The sequence below is a fragment of the Endozoicomonas sp. NE40 genome (assembly GCF_040549045.1).
In the GTDB taxonomy this organism is placed as follows: domain Bacteria; phylum Pseudomonadota; class Gammaproteobacteria; order Pseudomonadales; family Endozoicomonadaceae; genus Endozoicomonas_A; species Endozoicomonas_A lisbonensis.
The window spans coordinates 1,781,217-1,796,124 of sequence record NZ_JBEWTB010000002.1 but is presented as its reverse complement, the minus strand read 5'-3'; the positions used below and the strand labels follow the sequence as shown (position 1 = coordinate 1,796,124).

At 46.5% G+C, this 14,908-nt stretch carries 12 protein-coding genes and 1 riboswitch; of the genes, 9 read left to right on the top strand and 3 right to left on the bottom strand.

Translation table 11 applies throughout. The annotated features are described in order from the left end of the window. Positions 1-170 precede the first annotated feature (170 nt). Positions 171-1,397 carry a sugar ABC transporter substrate-binding protein gene (locus V5J35_RS09075; RefSeq protein WP_354010943.1) on the bottom strand — a complete coding sequence of 409 codons (1,227 nt, stop codon included), beginning with the start codon at positions 1,395-1,397 and terminating at the stop codon, positions 171-173. A 461-nt stretch (positions 1,398-1,858) separates the two neighbouring features. Between V5J35_RS09075 and V5J35_RS09070 the strand changes: the two genes are divergently transcribed. The 7 genes from V5J35_RS09070 to nrdR all read left to right on the top strand — a co-directional run bounded on the left by V5J35_RS09070 (position 1,859) and on the right by nrdR (position 10,347). Further along, positions 1,859-3,007: a hypothetical protein gene (locus V5J35_RS09070; RefSeq protein WP_354010942.1), complete on the top strand. Its 1,149-nt coding sequence runs from the start codon at positions 1,859-1,861 to the stop codon at positions 3,005-3,007. 14 nt (positions 3,008-3,021) lie between these two features. Further along, entirely contained in the window at positions 3,022-4,053 is a 1,032-nt protein-coding gene (gene lpxD / locus V5J35_RS09065) for a UDP-3-O-(3-hydroxymyristoyl)glucosamine N-acyltransferase (protein ID WP_354010941.1), read from the top strand. A gap of 69 nt (positions 4,054-4,122) precedes the next feature. Continuing rightward, on the top strand, positions 4,123-4,608 hold the full coding sequence (locus V5J35_RS09060; protein WP_354010940.1) for an early set domain-containing protein: 486 nt from the start codon (positions 4,123-4,125) through the stop codon (positions 4,606-4,608). 86 nt (positions 4,609-4,694) lie between these two features. Next, complete coding sequence (locus V5J35_RS09055; RefSeq protein ID WP_354010939.1) at positions 4,695-5,816, top strand: ABC transporter ATP-binding protein; 1,122 nt, start codon at positions 4,695-4,697, stop codon at positions 5,814-5,816. 929 nt (positions 5,817-6,745) lie between these two features. Further along, positions 6,746-8,269 (top strand): autotransporter outer membrane beta-barrel domain-containing protein, encoded by a 1,524-nt coding sequence (locus V5J35_RS09050; protein WP_354010938.1) that lies wholly within the window; start codon positions 6,746-6,748, stop codon positions 8,267-8,269. A 218-nt stretch (positions 8,270-8,487) separates the two neighbouring features. Then, positions 8,488-9,741: a serine hydroxymethyltransferase gene (gene glyA, locus V5J35_RS09045; RefSeq protein WP_354010937.1), complete on the top strand. Its 1,254-nt coding sequence runs from the start codon at positions 8,488-8,490 to the stop codon at positions 9,739-9,741. Positions 9,742-9,879: 138 nt separating this feature from the next. Then, complete coding sequence (gene nrdR / locus V5J35_RS09040; protein ID WP_262565733.1) at positions 9,880-10,347, top strand: transcriptional regulator NrdR; 468 nt, start codon at positions 9,880-9,882, stop codon at positions 10,345-10,347. A gap of 70 nt (positions 10,348-10,417) precedes the next feature. Here nrdR and V5J35_RS09035 read toward each other — a convergent pair whose 3' ends face one another. Beyond that, positions 10,418-11,452, bottom strand: coding sequence for a calcium/sodium antiporter (locus V5J35_RS09035; protein WP_354016321.1), 1,035 nt, complete (start codon positions 11,450-11,452; stop codon positions 10,418-10,420). A gap of 6 nt (positions 11,453-11,458) precedes the next feature. After that, positions 11,459-11,657, bottom strand: a riboswitch (yybP-ykoY riboswitch). A 125-nt stretch (positions 11,658-11,782) separates the two neighbouring features. Further along, positions 11,783-12,889, bottom strand: a complete 1,107-nt coding sequence (locus V5J35_RS09030) for a hypothetical protein (RefSeq protein WP_354010934.1) — start codon at positions 12,887-12,889, stop codon at positions 11,783-11,785. 148 nt (positions 12,890-13,037) lie between these two features. Between V5J35_RS09030 and ribD the strand changes: the two genes are divergently transcribed. Further along, entirely contained in the window at positions 13,038-14,159 is a 1,122-nt protein-coding gene (gene ribD, locus V5J35_RS09025) for a bifunctional diaminohydroxyphosphoribosylaminopyrimidine deaminase/5-amino-6-(5-phosphoribosylamino)uracil reductase RibD (RefSeq protein WP_354010933.1), read from the top strand. A gap of 61 nt (positions 14,160-14,220) precedes the next feature. Continuing rightward, a complete protein-coding gene (locus V5J35_RS09020) occupies positions 14,221-14,886 on the top strand; it encodes a riboflavin synthase (protein WP_354010932.1) in 666 nt (221 codons plus the stop codon). The last annotated feature ends 22 nt before the right edge of the window (positions 14,887-14,908 follow it).

The window sequence follows — 14,908 nt, the reverse complement described above, 5'->3', positions numbered from 1 at the left end:
GGCTAAAAGAAAACTTATAGTTAATTAGATAGTTTTTAGATCGTTATATATTTCGCTAATCTGGCTTTGAATTCTTGAAGGCTATTTTCAGACTTCCCCCAAAAAGGGTCAGGGAGAAAAGGGGGAAGCTGAAAATAGACTAATCAATAAAAACTTCCTGCGCAAATACGTTAATCCTGAAATGAAATCTGCTCTTTAATTACCATCAAGGCATTATCCAGAGCTTTTTCCGGATCTTCACCGTTCACCCATGTGGCAGTGACGGCATTGGCCATAGGCGACCAGACGTAGCCCATTTCAGGAATAGATGGCATAGCATCGGCATAATAGCCCTGGGCAATAAACGCTTTACTGGCTTCGTCAGCCTCCTTGGCGATTTCACTCATGATGTTTTGCATAGGTGGAATCAGCTGAGTCATTTCAAAACGTTTTTTTAGCATCTCTTCGCTGGCAAGGAAATCGGCAAAGAGTTGGGCTGCTTTGGGGTACTCGGTGTAAGTGGATACGACGGCAAGACGAACCGTCGAGAACGTGCGCGGCGTATTGCCATCCAGAGTCGGCATAGGGGCTACGCCAACATTGATACCTGAGTCTATATAACTCTGTGTCGCCCAGGGACCGTCAACAATCGCAGCTACCTTGCCCTCCGAGAACAGCCCACGACGCACCTGAGGGTTACGCATATCCACAGGGTTGGAATTATTGGCTGCCTTTAATGAGTTCATGGCTGCCAGACCACGTTTGGCTTCCGGAGAGTTAACGCCAATATCATTTGCGTCCATACCGTTATTGCCAAACTCATAACCGCCATAGAGGGCTAAAAACATTCGGGATTCGTAATAGTTCTGAACATCCCAGAGCAGTGTGTATTGATTTTCCTGACGATTGTTAAAAGTTTCTGAAAGCTTAATGAGCTCTTCAAAAGTTTCAGGTGCCTCAGGAAGAATATCTTTGTTATAAAACAAGGCGGTTGTCGCATAGCTAACAGGGAAGCCATAGCTTAAGCCTTCAGCCTTGGAGGCGGTCACCGCTGCGTCAATAAAGTGATGGTCAATCCGGTCTGCGCTGACCAGGTTTTCCATTACCGCACCTGCAACTACCAGCTTGCCCAACATGTCGTGTTCAATTTCAGCCACGTCGGCCACCCTTGCGGTACCACCATCCTGAATCATACGACCCGCACTGTTCATTGGTGCCAGACGACGATAGTTGAAACTGACATCGTAACCAAAGGTTTTATTAAACTGTTCGGTGGCATATTCCATGTATTCCATTGCCTGATCATCAGTCCAGATCAACAGTTCAGCATTTTTTTCAGGTAATATTTCTTCACAGACACCAAGGCTTGCAGCAACCAATGAAAAAGCGGCAACGGCCTTTCTTGACCAATCATTCATACCTGTTTCAACCTGTCTGGATTAGAGTAGTACGCGAGATACTACTGCATAATCCATTAAACATAGAAATGAGTCAACAAGACTTGTCAAATATTTTTAAATTTTGTGTTAATTATTTTTTTATTGTCGCTTTGTTTGCTTTTCTTGACTTGTGTCAACGGGATGGGCTTGAAAATTATATTTTTGAGCCGTTTAATTTCGCTCGAAATAAATGATTTTAAAGGGCGTGTTTTATAAAACCTTTCAAGAATTGATACTTCAGGTTTATATCACTGAGCAATTCGCACATAAATGTTGTTAGTAGACGTTTATTGTTCATGAAGTAAGGCCGCCAGTTTTTTACAGCAAGTTTTAAACACCAGAAAGAGTGTCGGAAACTTTATGTTTTCATAAGCATAAAGAATATTAATTCATTTTATTTAATTAAGTATTAGACCTACTGTTTTGGGTGGCGGGGGAGTATGGACAAGAAAATTTTATCCGTTGTTATAGCAAATAGTGTAATCGCTACGAATGCTATAGGTAGTAATGATTTTAGCCTGCCAAATACCGATATGAGCAATGATTATTTGCTTGCATCAATAAACACTGACAAGGAACAATCATCCGCTGCAAAATACCAAGCTTATAAGAAAAAACGTTCCGCGGATGAATATAATCAAGAAACAAAAGTAGAAGTAGAAGATACATCTTATCGGCCTTTTGGTTTTTCTTTGTCGGGTAATATTGGTACGTCTGTAGAATACGAGGACAGAACAACCCGGGAATGGGATGGAAGCAAGAAAAAAGAAAGAATTATAACTAATGAACTTCTTGGTGTATTTCTGCACCATCACGATTGGGATCTGAAAGCAAATTACTCGCTTAAGCAAATGAATCGTGAGCAAAGAAACAGTGGCGGCAATGATTACTACGAAAATGCTGATTCTTATAAGCACTTGTTTTTCCTGGATAAACCATTCGATTTAGGTCAGGGCTGGGGTGTAGGTCTGGCTTATGAAGGAGAATACATAACCAATAAAATCGTTTCTCCTCATGTTAATCACATGAAAACTGACTCTCTTGAGCAGCTCTTCAAACCTTATGCAACTTACTGGAGCAATAAATATAACGCTGGTTTCTATACCCATTTTGAGCATCTCCGAATTGACTATGACAACAATGACTGGGGTTCTCGTGATGAAAGGGGTTACAGCTTTTTATTCAAACCTTATTTCAATTATGGGCAATTCAGATTTGATTTAGAGTTCTTCTATCAGGACAAAGATAATAAAGATTATAATGGTTCAGGTGTTCATACAGGCAATGAGCGGTTTGTCGAAAAATACATTGAACCATCGATTCGATACAGTATTGTTGAGGGCGGTGTTGCTTACCTTAACCTTAGGTACACTAAAAATGAGACAAGAAAGGAAGATGCTGAAACCTATTTTAAAACTGTGATCAAGGCAAAAGTTGGTTATGAAATTGACTTGGGTGAAAGCTGGATGTTAAGAGCTGAGTACGAGTACACTCGCGACAGAGAGACCAGCAATAAAGCACAATACAGGGGATTAGAGAAAAAGATGGACTCCCATACTGTTTACGCCCATGCCCTGTACCGGTTCTAAAAGAAGATTGAAGTATGTTTAAAGCCTGTGAAATAGCCAGTTTTCTGCATGGTCAGCTGCACGGTGATAAAGACACCGGGTTTGATACCATTCAATCTGTTGCAGACAGTGTGGCGGGAAATTTAACGATTGTTTTGTCCAAACCAGATTTGAAATACGTCTCTGACTGTCAGGCTGATATTATCGTAGGCCCACAAGACATACTGTCTTCAAAAGCCCGTTCAAAAGTAATCGTTGATCAGCTGGACGTATCCCTGATTAACCAGTTATTACGTGCTTACAAAATAGAAAAATACCAGCTGAATGATCAGGGCAATATTTCGAAATTTCCCAACGTTTATATTGGTAAACACACCCGGATCGGCAGAGGTTGTCATTTTATGCCGGGGGTGAAAATCATGAATGGAGTTGAAATTGGTGACAATGTTGCTATCCATGCCAACACGGTGATTAAGGAAGGGACGATTATTGGCAACAATGTCACCATTGATTCCAATAATTCAATCGGAAATTTCAGTTTCGAGTACATGCTTGGCGAACAGCAGCAGTACGAAAGGATTGAAAGTGTTGGCCGGGTCATCATTGAAGACCATGTTGAAATTGGCTCTAACAATACCATTGATCGCGGAACTCTGGGCGACACCGTGATAGGTCGGGGTACTAAAATCGACAACCTTGTGCAGATTGGACACGACTGCCGGGTTGGCCAGCATTGCCTGATGATCTCCCAATCAGGCATTGCTGGTCATAGTCGACTGGGCAATCGAGTTGTCGTCCATGGTCAGGTAGCCATTGCCGGACATCTCACCATAGGTGATAACAGTGTGATACAGGGCAAGTCCGGTGTCAGTCGATCCTGCCCGCCCGGCAGCAAATTGTTCGGGTATCCAGCCAGAGATTCGAGAGAATATATGAAGTCGCTGGCAACGCTGCATTCTCTTAGCTCCAGGGAACATCATAAAAACAGTCAGAGGGGTGATGCACCTCGTGGAGTTTCGGGTCGAAGTAAAGTTCGCAAAATTCTGGATGTGGTGTTTTCTTCCTGACGCGGTGTTCGGGTCGGGACTCATTTTTAATAACTTTAGTCGGTTGTCAGAACTAAAAAGGTAGAAACAATGAAAGTTAAGGCTTTATTACCCGTAGTATTATCTTCTGTACTGGTCGGTTGTGCCGGAGGTACGGCGGTTGATACCAATGTAAACCCGGTTGGTACAGGTCCTCTGGCTGACTGCAACCTGCCATCCCTGGATGAAAGTGGGCCAATCAGACCTCCGATGTATGTGACAGGAACGTTCTCGGACAGTAACTGGATGCATGACGAACATCGTCGTATGTCTTATAAAGGCGACGGTATCTATCAGATAGTTATGGATACCGAAGAAGGCCCTGTCAGTTTTCAGTTTGCCAGTATGGGCTGGAAACCACAGTTCAGTGCGGTGGGTGGCAATATGACCGTCGGGGCTGATACCCGTTTGGGCAGAGGTGGCTTCATGAAAGATACCCGCGTCATCATTCCTACTGAGGGCCGTTATGCCTGGAGTTTTCAGGTCGATGAAAACCGCGAACCAATCCGTGCAATGATTTCGCAGTGTGCCGAATAAGCGTTGTAACTGACAACTAACTGAACGACAGCCACCGCTTTATGCAGTGGCATCCTTTAACGGCATCTTGAAAGAGTGAATACCGGATGGCGAATGTAAGCCTTAGAAGTGTTGAGAAAGAGTATGACAATGGATTCAAGGCAGTACACGGCATAGACCTTGATATTCAAGATGGCGAATTTATGGTGTTCGTTGGACCTTCCGGCTGTGCCAAATCAACCACGCTTCGTATGATTGCCGGGCTTGAGAAAATCACTGCCGGTGAAATCAGTATCAGTGGCAAAGTGGTAAATGATGTCGCTGCGAAAGACAGGGGCATTGCCATGGTGTTTCAGAACTACGCGCTTTATCCCCATAAAACCGTATTTGATAACATGGCCTTTGGCCTGAAAATGCAGAAACGCCCCAAACAGGAGATCAGGCAACGGGTTGAAGAAGCCGCAGAAATGCTGGAAATAACCGATCTGCTTGATCGTAAGCCGAAAGAGATGTCGGGCGGGCAACGACAGCGGGTAGCTGTTGGGCGGGCCATTGTCCGTAAGCCAGATGTTTTCCTGTTTGACGAGCCGTTATCTAATCTGGATGCAAAGCTCAGGGTGTCCATGCGCGTCAAAATTGCACAGCTGCATCAAAAACTGAAAGAAACCGGTAACCCTGCCACAATGGTCTACGTCACCCACGACCAGACTGAAGCATTGACCCTTGGTGATCGTATTTGCGTGTTGAATAAAGGGGAAATCATGCAGGTTGATACCCCGGAAAATCTTTACAACCATCCTGCCAACAAATTTGTTGCCGGTTTTATTGGTTCTCCAGCAATGAATCTGATGGATGTTTCCTTGCTCAGAAATCAGAAAGAAGCCCGCATTACTCTTGCAGAAGGCGTTACGCTGCTACTGCCACAGGAAATGCAGGAGAAAATCAGTGGCTACGCCAGGCAAAAGATTTGCTTTGGTATACGACCTGAACATATTGATTTGGTAACCGAGCAGGACAGCACTGAAAACACCTGCGAGGGCCTATTGACAGTTGTTGAAAATATGGGGAATGAAAAGTACCTGTATTTTAAGGTGGGGGAGCATGAAATCATCTCACGCACGGCCAACCAAGCCATTACCACTTCAGATATTGGACGACGAATTAATTTTAAGCTGAATGTTGACTCGTGCCACTTATTTGATACACAGTCAGGACAAAGACTGACGTAATACTTTTTAACCCGGTTGCAGACTTGATCACTTATAGTCTGCAACCGCTAATGTCTTACGAAAGCGAAGTGATATAGCAAGAGTTCTCCGGTTACTTTTTTACGCTACCTTGGCAAGCTTTTCTTCATACTTGAACGGTGACAGGTAGCCATTGGTTGGGTGTTTTCACTGACGGCTGTAAAACACTCCAATGTACTCAAAAATTGTCTGCTGAGTCTCCTCCCTGGAATGGTTATTCCACTCCATTTAGCCACTCATTCCATAAAACTTGGGTTTTAATTCTTTTCATTGCTCAAAGAGATCCTTTCGATACTTCACTTTAGGCAGAACAGTTATACCGTAACGATACTTATAACTGGCAAAGATCAATATGGGTGTAAACTGCAAGCTGCTTTCGCCAATGGGTAGAAATGCTCTCGCTTTTCGGGGTGGGCAGAGCCACATAAATGGCTGAAAGTATGTGTTCTACGCTATCAACAGTAGCGAGAGATAACCAGCGGGTAGCCTTTCCTAAAAAACGTTCCGAGATGGGGAAAAGTTATGTTTTGACGCTATTTTTTGCAAAAAGATAACTAAATATCGATTTATGGTGTGAATGACAAGGTTTTATGAAGAGGTATTTATGTCTTTAAGTCTTGATTTACCTGATTTTTATCCACTCAGCCTAAAAACATAACTAAAAATAATAAGATAGATTAACGAACTGTGCTATGGAGCGGTGTCTCTGTATCCAGTTGATTTAACCGCGGGAAGATACTGAAACGGTATTACCTTGGCAATGCTTTGGGAAGCGGATTTGAGAGAAATGCCCCCTGATCCGGGCAACCAAATACACATCTGTAAAATATTGTCTATATTTCATCCCTTATTTTCCTCTGTTGCATGGCACGGGAGGGACTGTTTCAAGATATGCAAAAGGTAGTAGGGTGATGATTCCAGGAAAAATACATGGCTTGGTCGCTGTTTTAGTGATTACGTTGATTCAGGGCTGTGGGTCCGGAGGAGGCGGTGGTGGAGGGAGTACCAAAGTGAGGTTTTCACCACCTCTGGGGCTTAGTGTTGAACACAAAGAGTCTCATGCAAGCAAAGAGCATCAATCGATGTACAGCAACATGAAACCTTCAAGCGCACCCGATTCTTTGCTGGCCTCTGTAAAGCCCTACAACGACAGTAAGCTGAGTAAAATAAAAAAGGGCATGCTGAACTCAGCTTATGACCGTGCAATCAAGGCTTATAAAAACCATGCGGCAACAGATTCGCCCAGATTGCGCGACCTTATTGCAGCACGTTTTTTAAATCTGCAAAACTATACAGCTCTCCCCAAAGAGTCGAAAGTAAGCCTGGATGACAACAATTACATGGTTATGGTTAGGGCAATTGATGAAGTGGCTGATTTATGCCGGAAGGGGCAGGTCGGCAGTGTGCTGGGGGATCCTAACTTCATTAAAAACCAGTCCTATCTGACGAGAACAGCTGATCAACACTGGAAAACCCATACCAAGTCCATCAGCCAGATCTGGCGTATGAATAACCTTCTGCAACAGGGCGTTGAGGTCGGTGACGACGCACCGATGGTGGCAGACATCAACAATTCTCAGGGCTTGTTTAGTGGTCTGGAAGACGATCACTGGTATGTGTACGGGCAGGCGTATGTCTTCCGTGGACACTGGGAGCCAGAAGCCGGGTTGAAACAGGAATACAAAGGGGAAGGTGCTGAATTCGGTACTTTCCGTTACATGGGGAACGGCTTTTTATTGGGCGGCATGTTTGGTCTGCAGAAGGTGCGTATGGAAGCAAACGCTGGAATTTCCGGCAATATGGAGTCTGATGCCCAGATCTACCGGCTTGGTCCTTTCGTGTCCTGGAATAATGACCGCTGGACCGTTGATTCCATGCTGACCTACGGCTGGGTGTCTCTCGATACCGATCGACGGGATCTGTTAAGTAATCGCTGGAAAGCCTCTCCGACAGGTTCTGAGTGGGCTGCTCACCTGCAGACAAGTTACCGGATTCCCCTCGATAACTGGACCATGGGGTTAAGCCTGGTTCCGGAAGCTTATGTGGGCTACCGTGTCGGAACCATAGAGAAATACACAGAGAAAAGTGAAAATCTCAGGAACCCGGTCACCGAATCGAAGCACAAGGGATTAACCACCCGTCTGGGGACCGGCATAGGTTATATGTTTCCTGATTTGAGCCAGCCGACCGACATTATGGTTAAGCTGGGCGTCCAGAAAACCCATGGCTGGGAAGACAAGGAAAAGAGCAGTTCCAGCATGTGGGCCAAGACACCTAAAGCAGAAAGCCGTGATACGGCTATGTATTACAGCCTTGCCGTTAACCGGCAGTTCGGAGCTGATCTGGATAAAATGATTGGCCTGGAATACGCCGGGACCTCAGGTAAGAAAAGTGGCAGTGACGCATTGATATTCAGTTATCGTCAGGCGTTTTGAAGCAAATGCCCATAGCGAAGGAAAAACAGGCAACATTAATGACATGATTTGATGTTGCCCGGATTCTGTTAAGCAACTCGTTAAAGAAAAAGCACCTTGAATACGAATAATTACTCAATGACATTGCGAGGTTTTGCTCAGTATTTCCATGCAGATCCCTTTCATTCTGTATTAGAATAGGCGATCTTCTATGAAGACAGGCAACACAGAGGTCTTAGATGTTCAAAAAGGACATGTCCATAGCTGAGTTCGACCCGGAACTCAAAGCCGCCATTGATGCTGAAACCCTCCGTCAGGAAGAGCATATCGAACTGATTGCCTCTGAAAACTACACCAGCCCTATGGTGATGGAAGCTCAGGGGTCCGCCCTAACCAATAAGTACGCTGAAGGTTATCCAGGCAAACGCTACTACGGTGGGTGTGAGCATGTAGATGTTACTGAGCAGCTGGCCATTGATCGTGCCAAAGCCCTGTTTGGAGCAGCCTACGCTAACGTACAGCCACATTCCGGCTCTCAGGCAAACGCAGCCGTTTATATGGCACTGGTCAAGCCAGGTGATAAAGTGCTGGGTATGAGTCTGGCCCATGGCGGTCATCTGACCCATGGTGCCAAGGTAAGCTTCTCTGGTCGTATTTACGATGCAGTACAGTACGGCCTGAACGCCGAAACCGGTGAAATCGATTACGAAGAAGTTGAGCGCCTGGCTGAAGAGCACAAACCCAAAATGATTGTTGCCGGTTTCTCTGCCTACTCCCGGGTGGTTGACTGGCAGCGTTTCCGCGATATTGCCGATAAGGTAGGTGCTTACCTGTTTGTGGATATGGCACACGTTGCAGGTCTGATTGCGGCCGGTGTGTATCCGTCTCCTATCGGTATTGCCGACGTGGTTACCACGACCACCCACAAAACCCTGGGTGGCCCTCGTGGCGGTCTGATTCTGGCTAATGATGATGAAGAGCTGAACAAAAAGCTGAACTTTGCGGTATTCCCTGAATCACAGGGTGGTCCACTGTGTCATGTGATTGCGGCTAAGGCTATCTGCTTTAAAGAAGCTATGGCTGATGAGTTTAAAACCTATCAGCAGCAGGTCGTCAAAAATGCACAGACGATGACGACCGTTATGCAGAAACGTGGTATCAGCATCGTTTCCGGCGGTACAGACGACCACCTGTTCCTGATGGATCTGATTGGTAAAGAGTACACCGGTAAAGACGCTGAAGAAGCCTTGGGTCGTGCCAACATTACGGTTAACAAGAACGCCGTACCAAACGACCCGCGCTCTCCATTTATTACCAGCGGTTTGCGCATTGGCACGCCGGCTATTACACGACGCGGCTTCAATGAAAACGATGCGGCTGATCTGGCTGGCTGGATTTGTGATGTGCTGGAAAATATAGGTAATGAGCAGGTTGAAAATGAAGTGAAAGCTAAGGTGCTGGATATTTGCCAACGCCTGCCGGTTTATAGCTGATTGCTGCAACTGCTTTTAATTGTGTAAAAAACGCCGGGTTAATCTCCGGCGTTTTTTTACGTCTTATTACCGATGCTTGTATTTAGCCAGCATCGGTTTATGATGACCGAACCAATAATTATCGAGTCAGTTCTGACAATGCATTGTCCTTATTGTAGTGCGCAAGACACTAAAGTTATCGATTCGAGACTGGTCGCTGATGGAAACCAGATTCGTCGTCGTCGTGAATGTCTGACTTGCTCCGAGCGTTTTACAACGTATGAAACGGCGGAGTTACTGATTCCTCGTTTGGTGAAACGAGACGGTTCCCGGGAACCTTTCCATGAAGATAAATTACGGGCGGGAATGGCCCGGGCTCTGGAAAAACGCCCCGTCAGTGTTGAGCAGCTGGAAGAAGCCATCAGTCGTATTAAGCACCGATTGCGGGCAACAGGCGAGCGTGAAGTGAAGTCCCTGGTATTGGGCGAAGAGGTGATGCGTGAACTGCAGCAGCTGGATGAAATTGCTTACATTCGATTTGCCTCAGTTTATCGTCATTTCAAAGACCTCAATGAGTTCCGGGAAGAAATTGAAAGACTGGAAACCGTTGAACGATCCAAAAGCTAGCCTGGCTTTGGATCATTGAGGGGTTTATTCCATTAAACCCCTGAAGTCGTCTTTTCCAGAGAATCTGTTTTCAGAAGGTCATTGCCAGAACGACCATATAGACGACAAAACCTGCTAGAATAAGCCCGCTCTTAAACCTTGAGACTGTGCATTCAAAGTTTACTCCCACGCCAGTGTCGGTCAGATAGCTGCGCCTTGATGAGATCAGTGCCGAAATAGCAATAATGAGCAGGAGTGATGTCAGTCCCAGCATCGCCATGCTGTCCCGGGTTATTGCCAGAGCCTCCAGCGGTAAGTCTCCTGACAGAAGGCTGGGTATAGCTAATACACCCAGCAGATTAAAAATATTGGAACCAATAATCATTGCCAGCAGCATATCAAACAGCCCTTTCTTTACACAGGCCAGTGCCGCTGCCAGTTCTGGCAGGCTGGTGCCAAAGGCAATCACGGTTAAACCGATCACCATTTCGCTGACCCCAAAAGAGCGCGCCAGTTCAGTAGCACCCCAGACCAGCAGTTTGGAGCTACCAATAAGAATGACCAGCATGGCGATCACTTCGACAATAGAGCGTGAGGTGCTGAGAGGCAGGATGACCACATCAGAGTCTGAATCGTTGTTATTCTGCTCGTTATTTTGCTCGTTATTTTGATTGTCGTTTCGTTTTGTCAGGTAGATGACATAGGCAATAAGACCCATTGAGAGTACATAACCATCGAAGCGCGACAGCATTTGGTCAGCCATCAACAGAAACGTCACACCACTGACAATCATCAGCAATGGCATTTCGTGGGATAAAATACGATGACTGAATACCAGTGGTGTCACCAGACCACAAACAGACAACACCAGACCAGTATTGATGATATTGGAACCCAGTGCATTGCCAATGGCGATAGAGCCTGAACCTTCCAGCGCAGCCACCGCAGAAACAGCCAGCTCAGGTGCCGATGTACCAAAGGCGACAATGGTCATACCAATAGTCAGCATCGACATACCCAGCCTGAAAGCCAGGGTGGAGGACACTTCCACAAGGCGGTCGGCACTTCGACTCAGGGCAACAAACCCAAGTGCGATAGCCAGAAGGTGGGTGACGGTAGATAGCATTTAGACGAACTCAGAGGGCTTACAGACAAGGACAACCACACCAGGCCCTCGTGACCAGTGTCATTGTCCAGGTCTCATCAGGCAGCAGAAACCGATTCTGTGCCGGTTACGCCACAGCCTGTGGGCTGATGATGTTGACGCAACCACTTTTAATCGTATTCGGTAATGATGTCTATGCGATTAAAAGCTGACTACTCCCCCGGAGCGGAGGCGGATAGTAATGGATGCTATAGCGAAAATCCATAGTGTGGCTCCGCAAGTATGGTGTGACCTCGTAGATTTTGAGATCACACCTGCTGGAGGTGCCAATAAGCCAGAGTTGTCGGCTCGCTAGGGTTCAGCCTGTAGGTTACCGTCTGGCCAGGATATATAGTGGGAAGCAGTTTTACTGTTCAGCATCATGACTGAACTGTCCAAAGTTGGAACGCGATCTCTTTCTTTTTTGCCATTCATCATCAAATGAACGGCTTGGGCAATCGTATACTCATTAACATCTTTTGGCATACTGAAAGCAGTGACTGGTGTCGGGCGCTTGTCATCAGCTACATAAAAGAGATTAAGCTTTTCCTTATAGGCACCTAAAAGAAAAAACTGATACTTTCTTTTCCCTTTGAACATTAAAAGAAACATCATCCCTTCGTTCTGGCGAGCGTTAACAATGGTGCTTTTTATAGCGGCCATTGATTTTGAGGGTTCATCATCATATATAAGTAGAAAGGGGTATAGCTCTGTTTTTCCCAGACTTATATCCCGCAGGGTGACATTGTCAAAATCACTTGCCAGTCGCTTGAGCTCATCTTTCAGGACACCAGTCTGATCTATCTGCATTTGCATTTGTTCAGACATTTTGCACTCTTCCATAAAATGCGTTTGTAGTTTTAGTTCATCCGATGTGTATGAGGATGAAACATACTCTAACATGCCGCCTCCGTTGAGCAGAACCGGAGATGCGTTACAGTCATAAACAGTCTGAAAGAGCGGTGTTCTGTGGTCTCCGAATAAACCCCATGTTCCAAGGTACATGGCTGTGTATAAAGAGTAGTAAGCAAAATTACTTTGCTGCTTAATGGCGCTGGCAATTCCCTCATGAACGGGTATTCCATACCGAAGGGCTTTGGCAGCCTGAATGAGATTCTGTGGAGTGCGGTCTTCCATTTGCACATAAGCTTTTATAAGCAGTGAATTGACTTGCAGGTTCTCATTCCGAATTAAACCTAATTGCTTTAATTGACGAAATTGACCGGCAAACGAATACTCCTGAATCTCTTTATTATCCTCAGCCGCCTGCCTTGCCTGAAAAAGAGCTTCGTAATCGGTAAGATCAAGCACCTTGTCATTATCAGCAACATCAGCATAAGTGACAGCTGGAGTGGTAGATAGTGCCGCCAGAATAAAAGACAGGATGAGTAAGCAAAATTTATTGGTTGAGTACTTCATACAAAATCCCTCTTATTTTTTATAAATTTGTATCATCTGACTGCCTGTTCAGCAGAAAGTTCATGTCATCTTTAAGAGCAAACTATCGAGATCGTCCTCGTCAGACGTTATGATGACCCACTTTTAAACCTGTATGCCGGAGTTACCCATGGCCTCTGCTTCCGATCACCTGTTTATGTCCCGGGCTATAGAGCTGGCACGTAAAGGGCTTTATACCGCCCGACCCAATCCCTGTGTTGGCTGCGTTATTGTGCAGGGGGATCAGGTGGTGGGTGAAGGGTATCACCAGCGTGCAGGAGAACCCCATGCTGAGGTTCATGCACTGGCAATGGCAGGTACGCAGGCCAAAGGGGCAACGGCTTACGTAACCCTTGAACCCTGCAGTCATTACGGTCGTACACCGCCCTGCGCCGAAGCACTGATTAAAGCCGGAGTGGCTGAGGTGGTGATTGCCATGCAGGATCCGAATCCGCAGGTGGCTGGTCGTGGGATCAACATGCTTAAAGAAAAAGGCATAAAAACCCGGCTGGGGGTCATGGAGGATGAAGCCAGAACCTTGAATTCAGGCTTTATCAAACGTATGCAAACCGGTCGTCCTTATGTGCGTGCCAAACTGGCCATGAGCCTGGATGGCCGCACAGCTATGGCCAGTGGTGAGTCCAAGTGGGTTACAGGGCCTCAGGCTCGCAGTGAAGTGCAGCGTCTGCGTGCGCTCAGTGGCGCTGTAGTGACTGGGGTTGGATCAATTCTTCATGATGATTCAGCACTCACCCTGAGAGAAGGCGAGTTGAAATTACCGGAAGCCGCTGAGCTGGTGCAGACACAACCCCTTCGAGTGGTACTGGATTCCCGTCTGCAGACACCGGTCGATGCCAGGGTGGTGACAGGTCCGGGAGATGTGATGATCTTCTGCTCGGTGCAGGCAGAGAAAGCCCGTAAGCGGGCGCTGGAGGAAGCGGGTGCCGAAGTGTTGATGCTCGACTCTCACGATGGGCGAATCAACCTTGAGCAGATGCTGGAAATTCTGGTCACAAAAGATATCAATGATGTATTGCTGGAAACCGGTGCTACGCTGGCGGGTGCCATGATGCAGCAGGGGCTGGTGGATGAACTGATTGTCTTTATGGCACCGACACTGATGGGGTCTGATGCCCGCCCGCTTATGGAAATGCCTTTCACCAGCATGTCGGAAAAACTGAACCTGAACATTACCGATATCCGGGCGGTGGGTAATGACTGGAAAATCACCGCCTTTCCAAAAAACGATTAAGGAGCTATCAAGATAGCTATCAAAGTAGTTATTTAAAAAGTAGCTATTTAAGGAGTAAGTAATGTTTACCGGAATTATTGAAGCAGTAGGGCGTTTGCAGTCGGCAGAAAAACGTCAGGGCGACCTGCGTATGACGGTTGACTCTGGCAAGCTGGATTTGTCTGATGTACAGCTGGGCGACAGTATTGCCACCAACGGAGTCTGCCTGACGGTTGTTGAACTGACAGGCTCCGGTTATGTGGCCGATGTGTCACTGGAAACCCTGGAATACACAACCCTGGATAAACTGTCTGCTGGCAGTCCCCTGAACCTGGAAAAAGCGCTGACACCCACCACAAGACTGGGGGGGCATCTGGTCAGTGGTCATGTGGATGGCGTTGGGCGCGTGGTTTCTGTAGAATCCGCTGCCCGTTCCAGCGTGTACTGGCTGGAAGCGCCGAAAGCGCTGGCTCGTTATATTGCGCACAAAGGCTCAGTGACGGTTGATGGTGTCAGCCTGACGGTCAATAAGGTAGATGGTTGTCGCTTTGCCCTGAATATTGTGCCGCATACCCAGCAAGAAACCATTATCTCGCATTACCGATCCGGAACCCGGGTGAATCTGGAGGTTGATCTGCTGGCACGTTATCTGGAGCGCTTGTTAGACCCGTCTCTGAAAGACGAGCAGGCCGAACCCGCTTCCAACCTGACAGCAGGTTTTCTGGCAGAACACGGATTTATGCGCTGAGGCTTATTTATGGCTGAAGCTC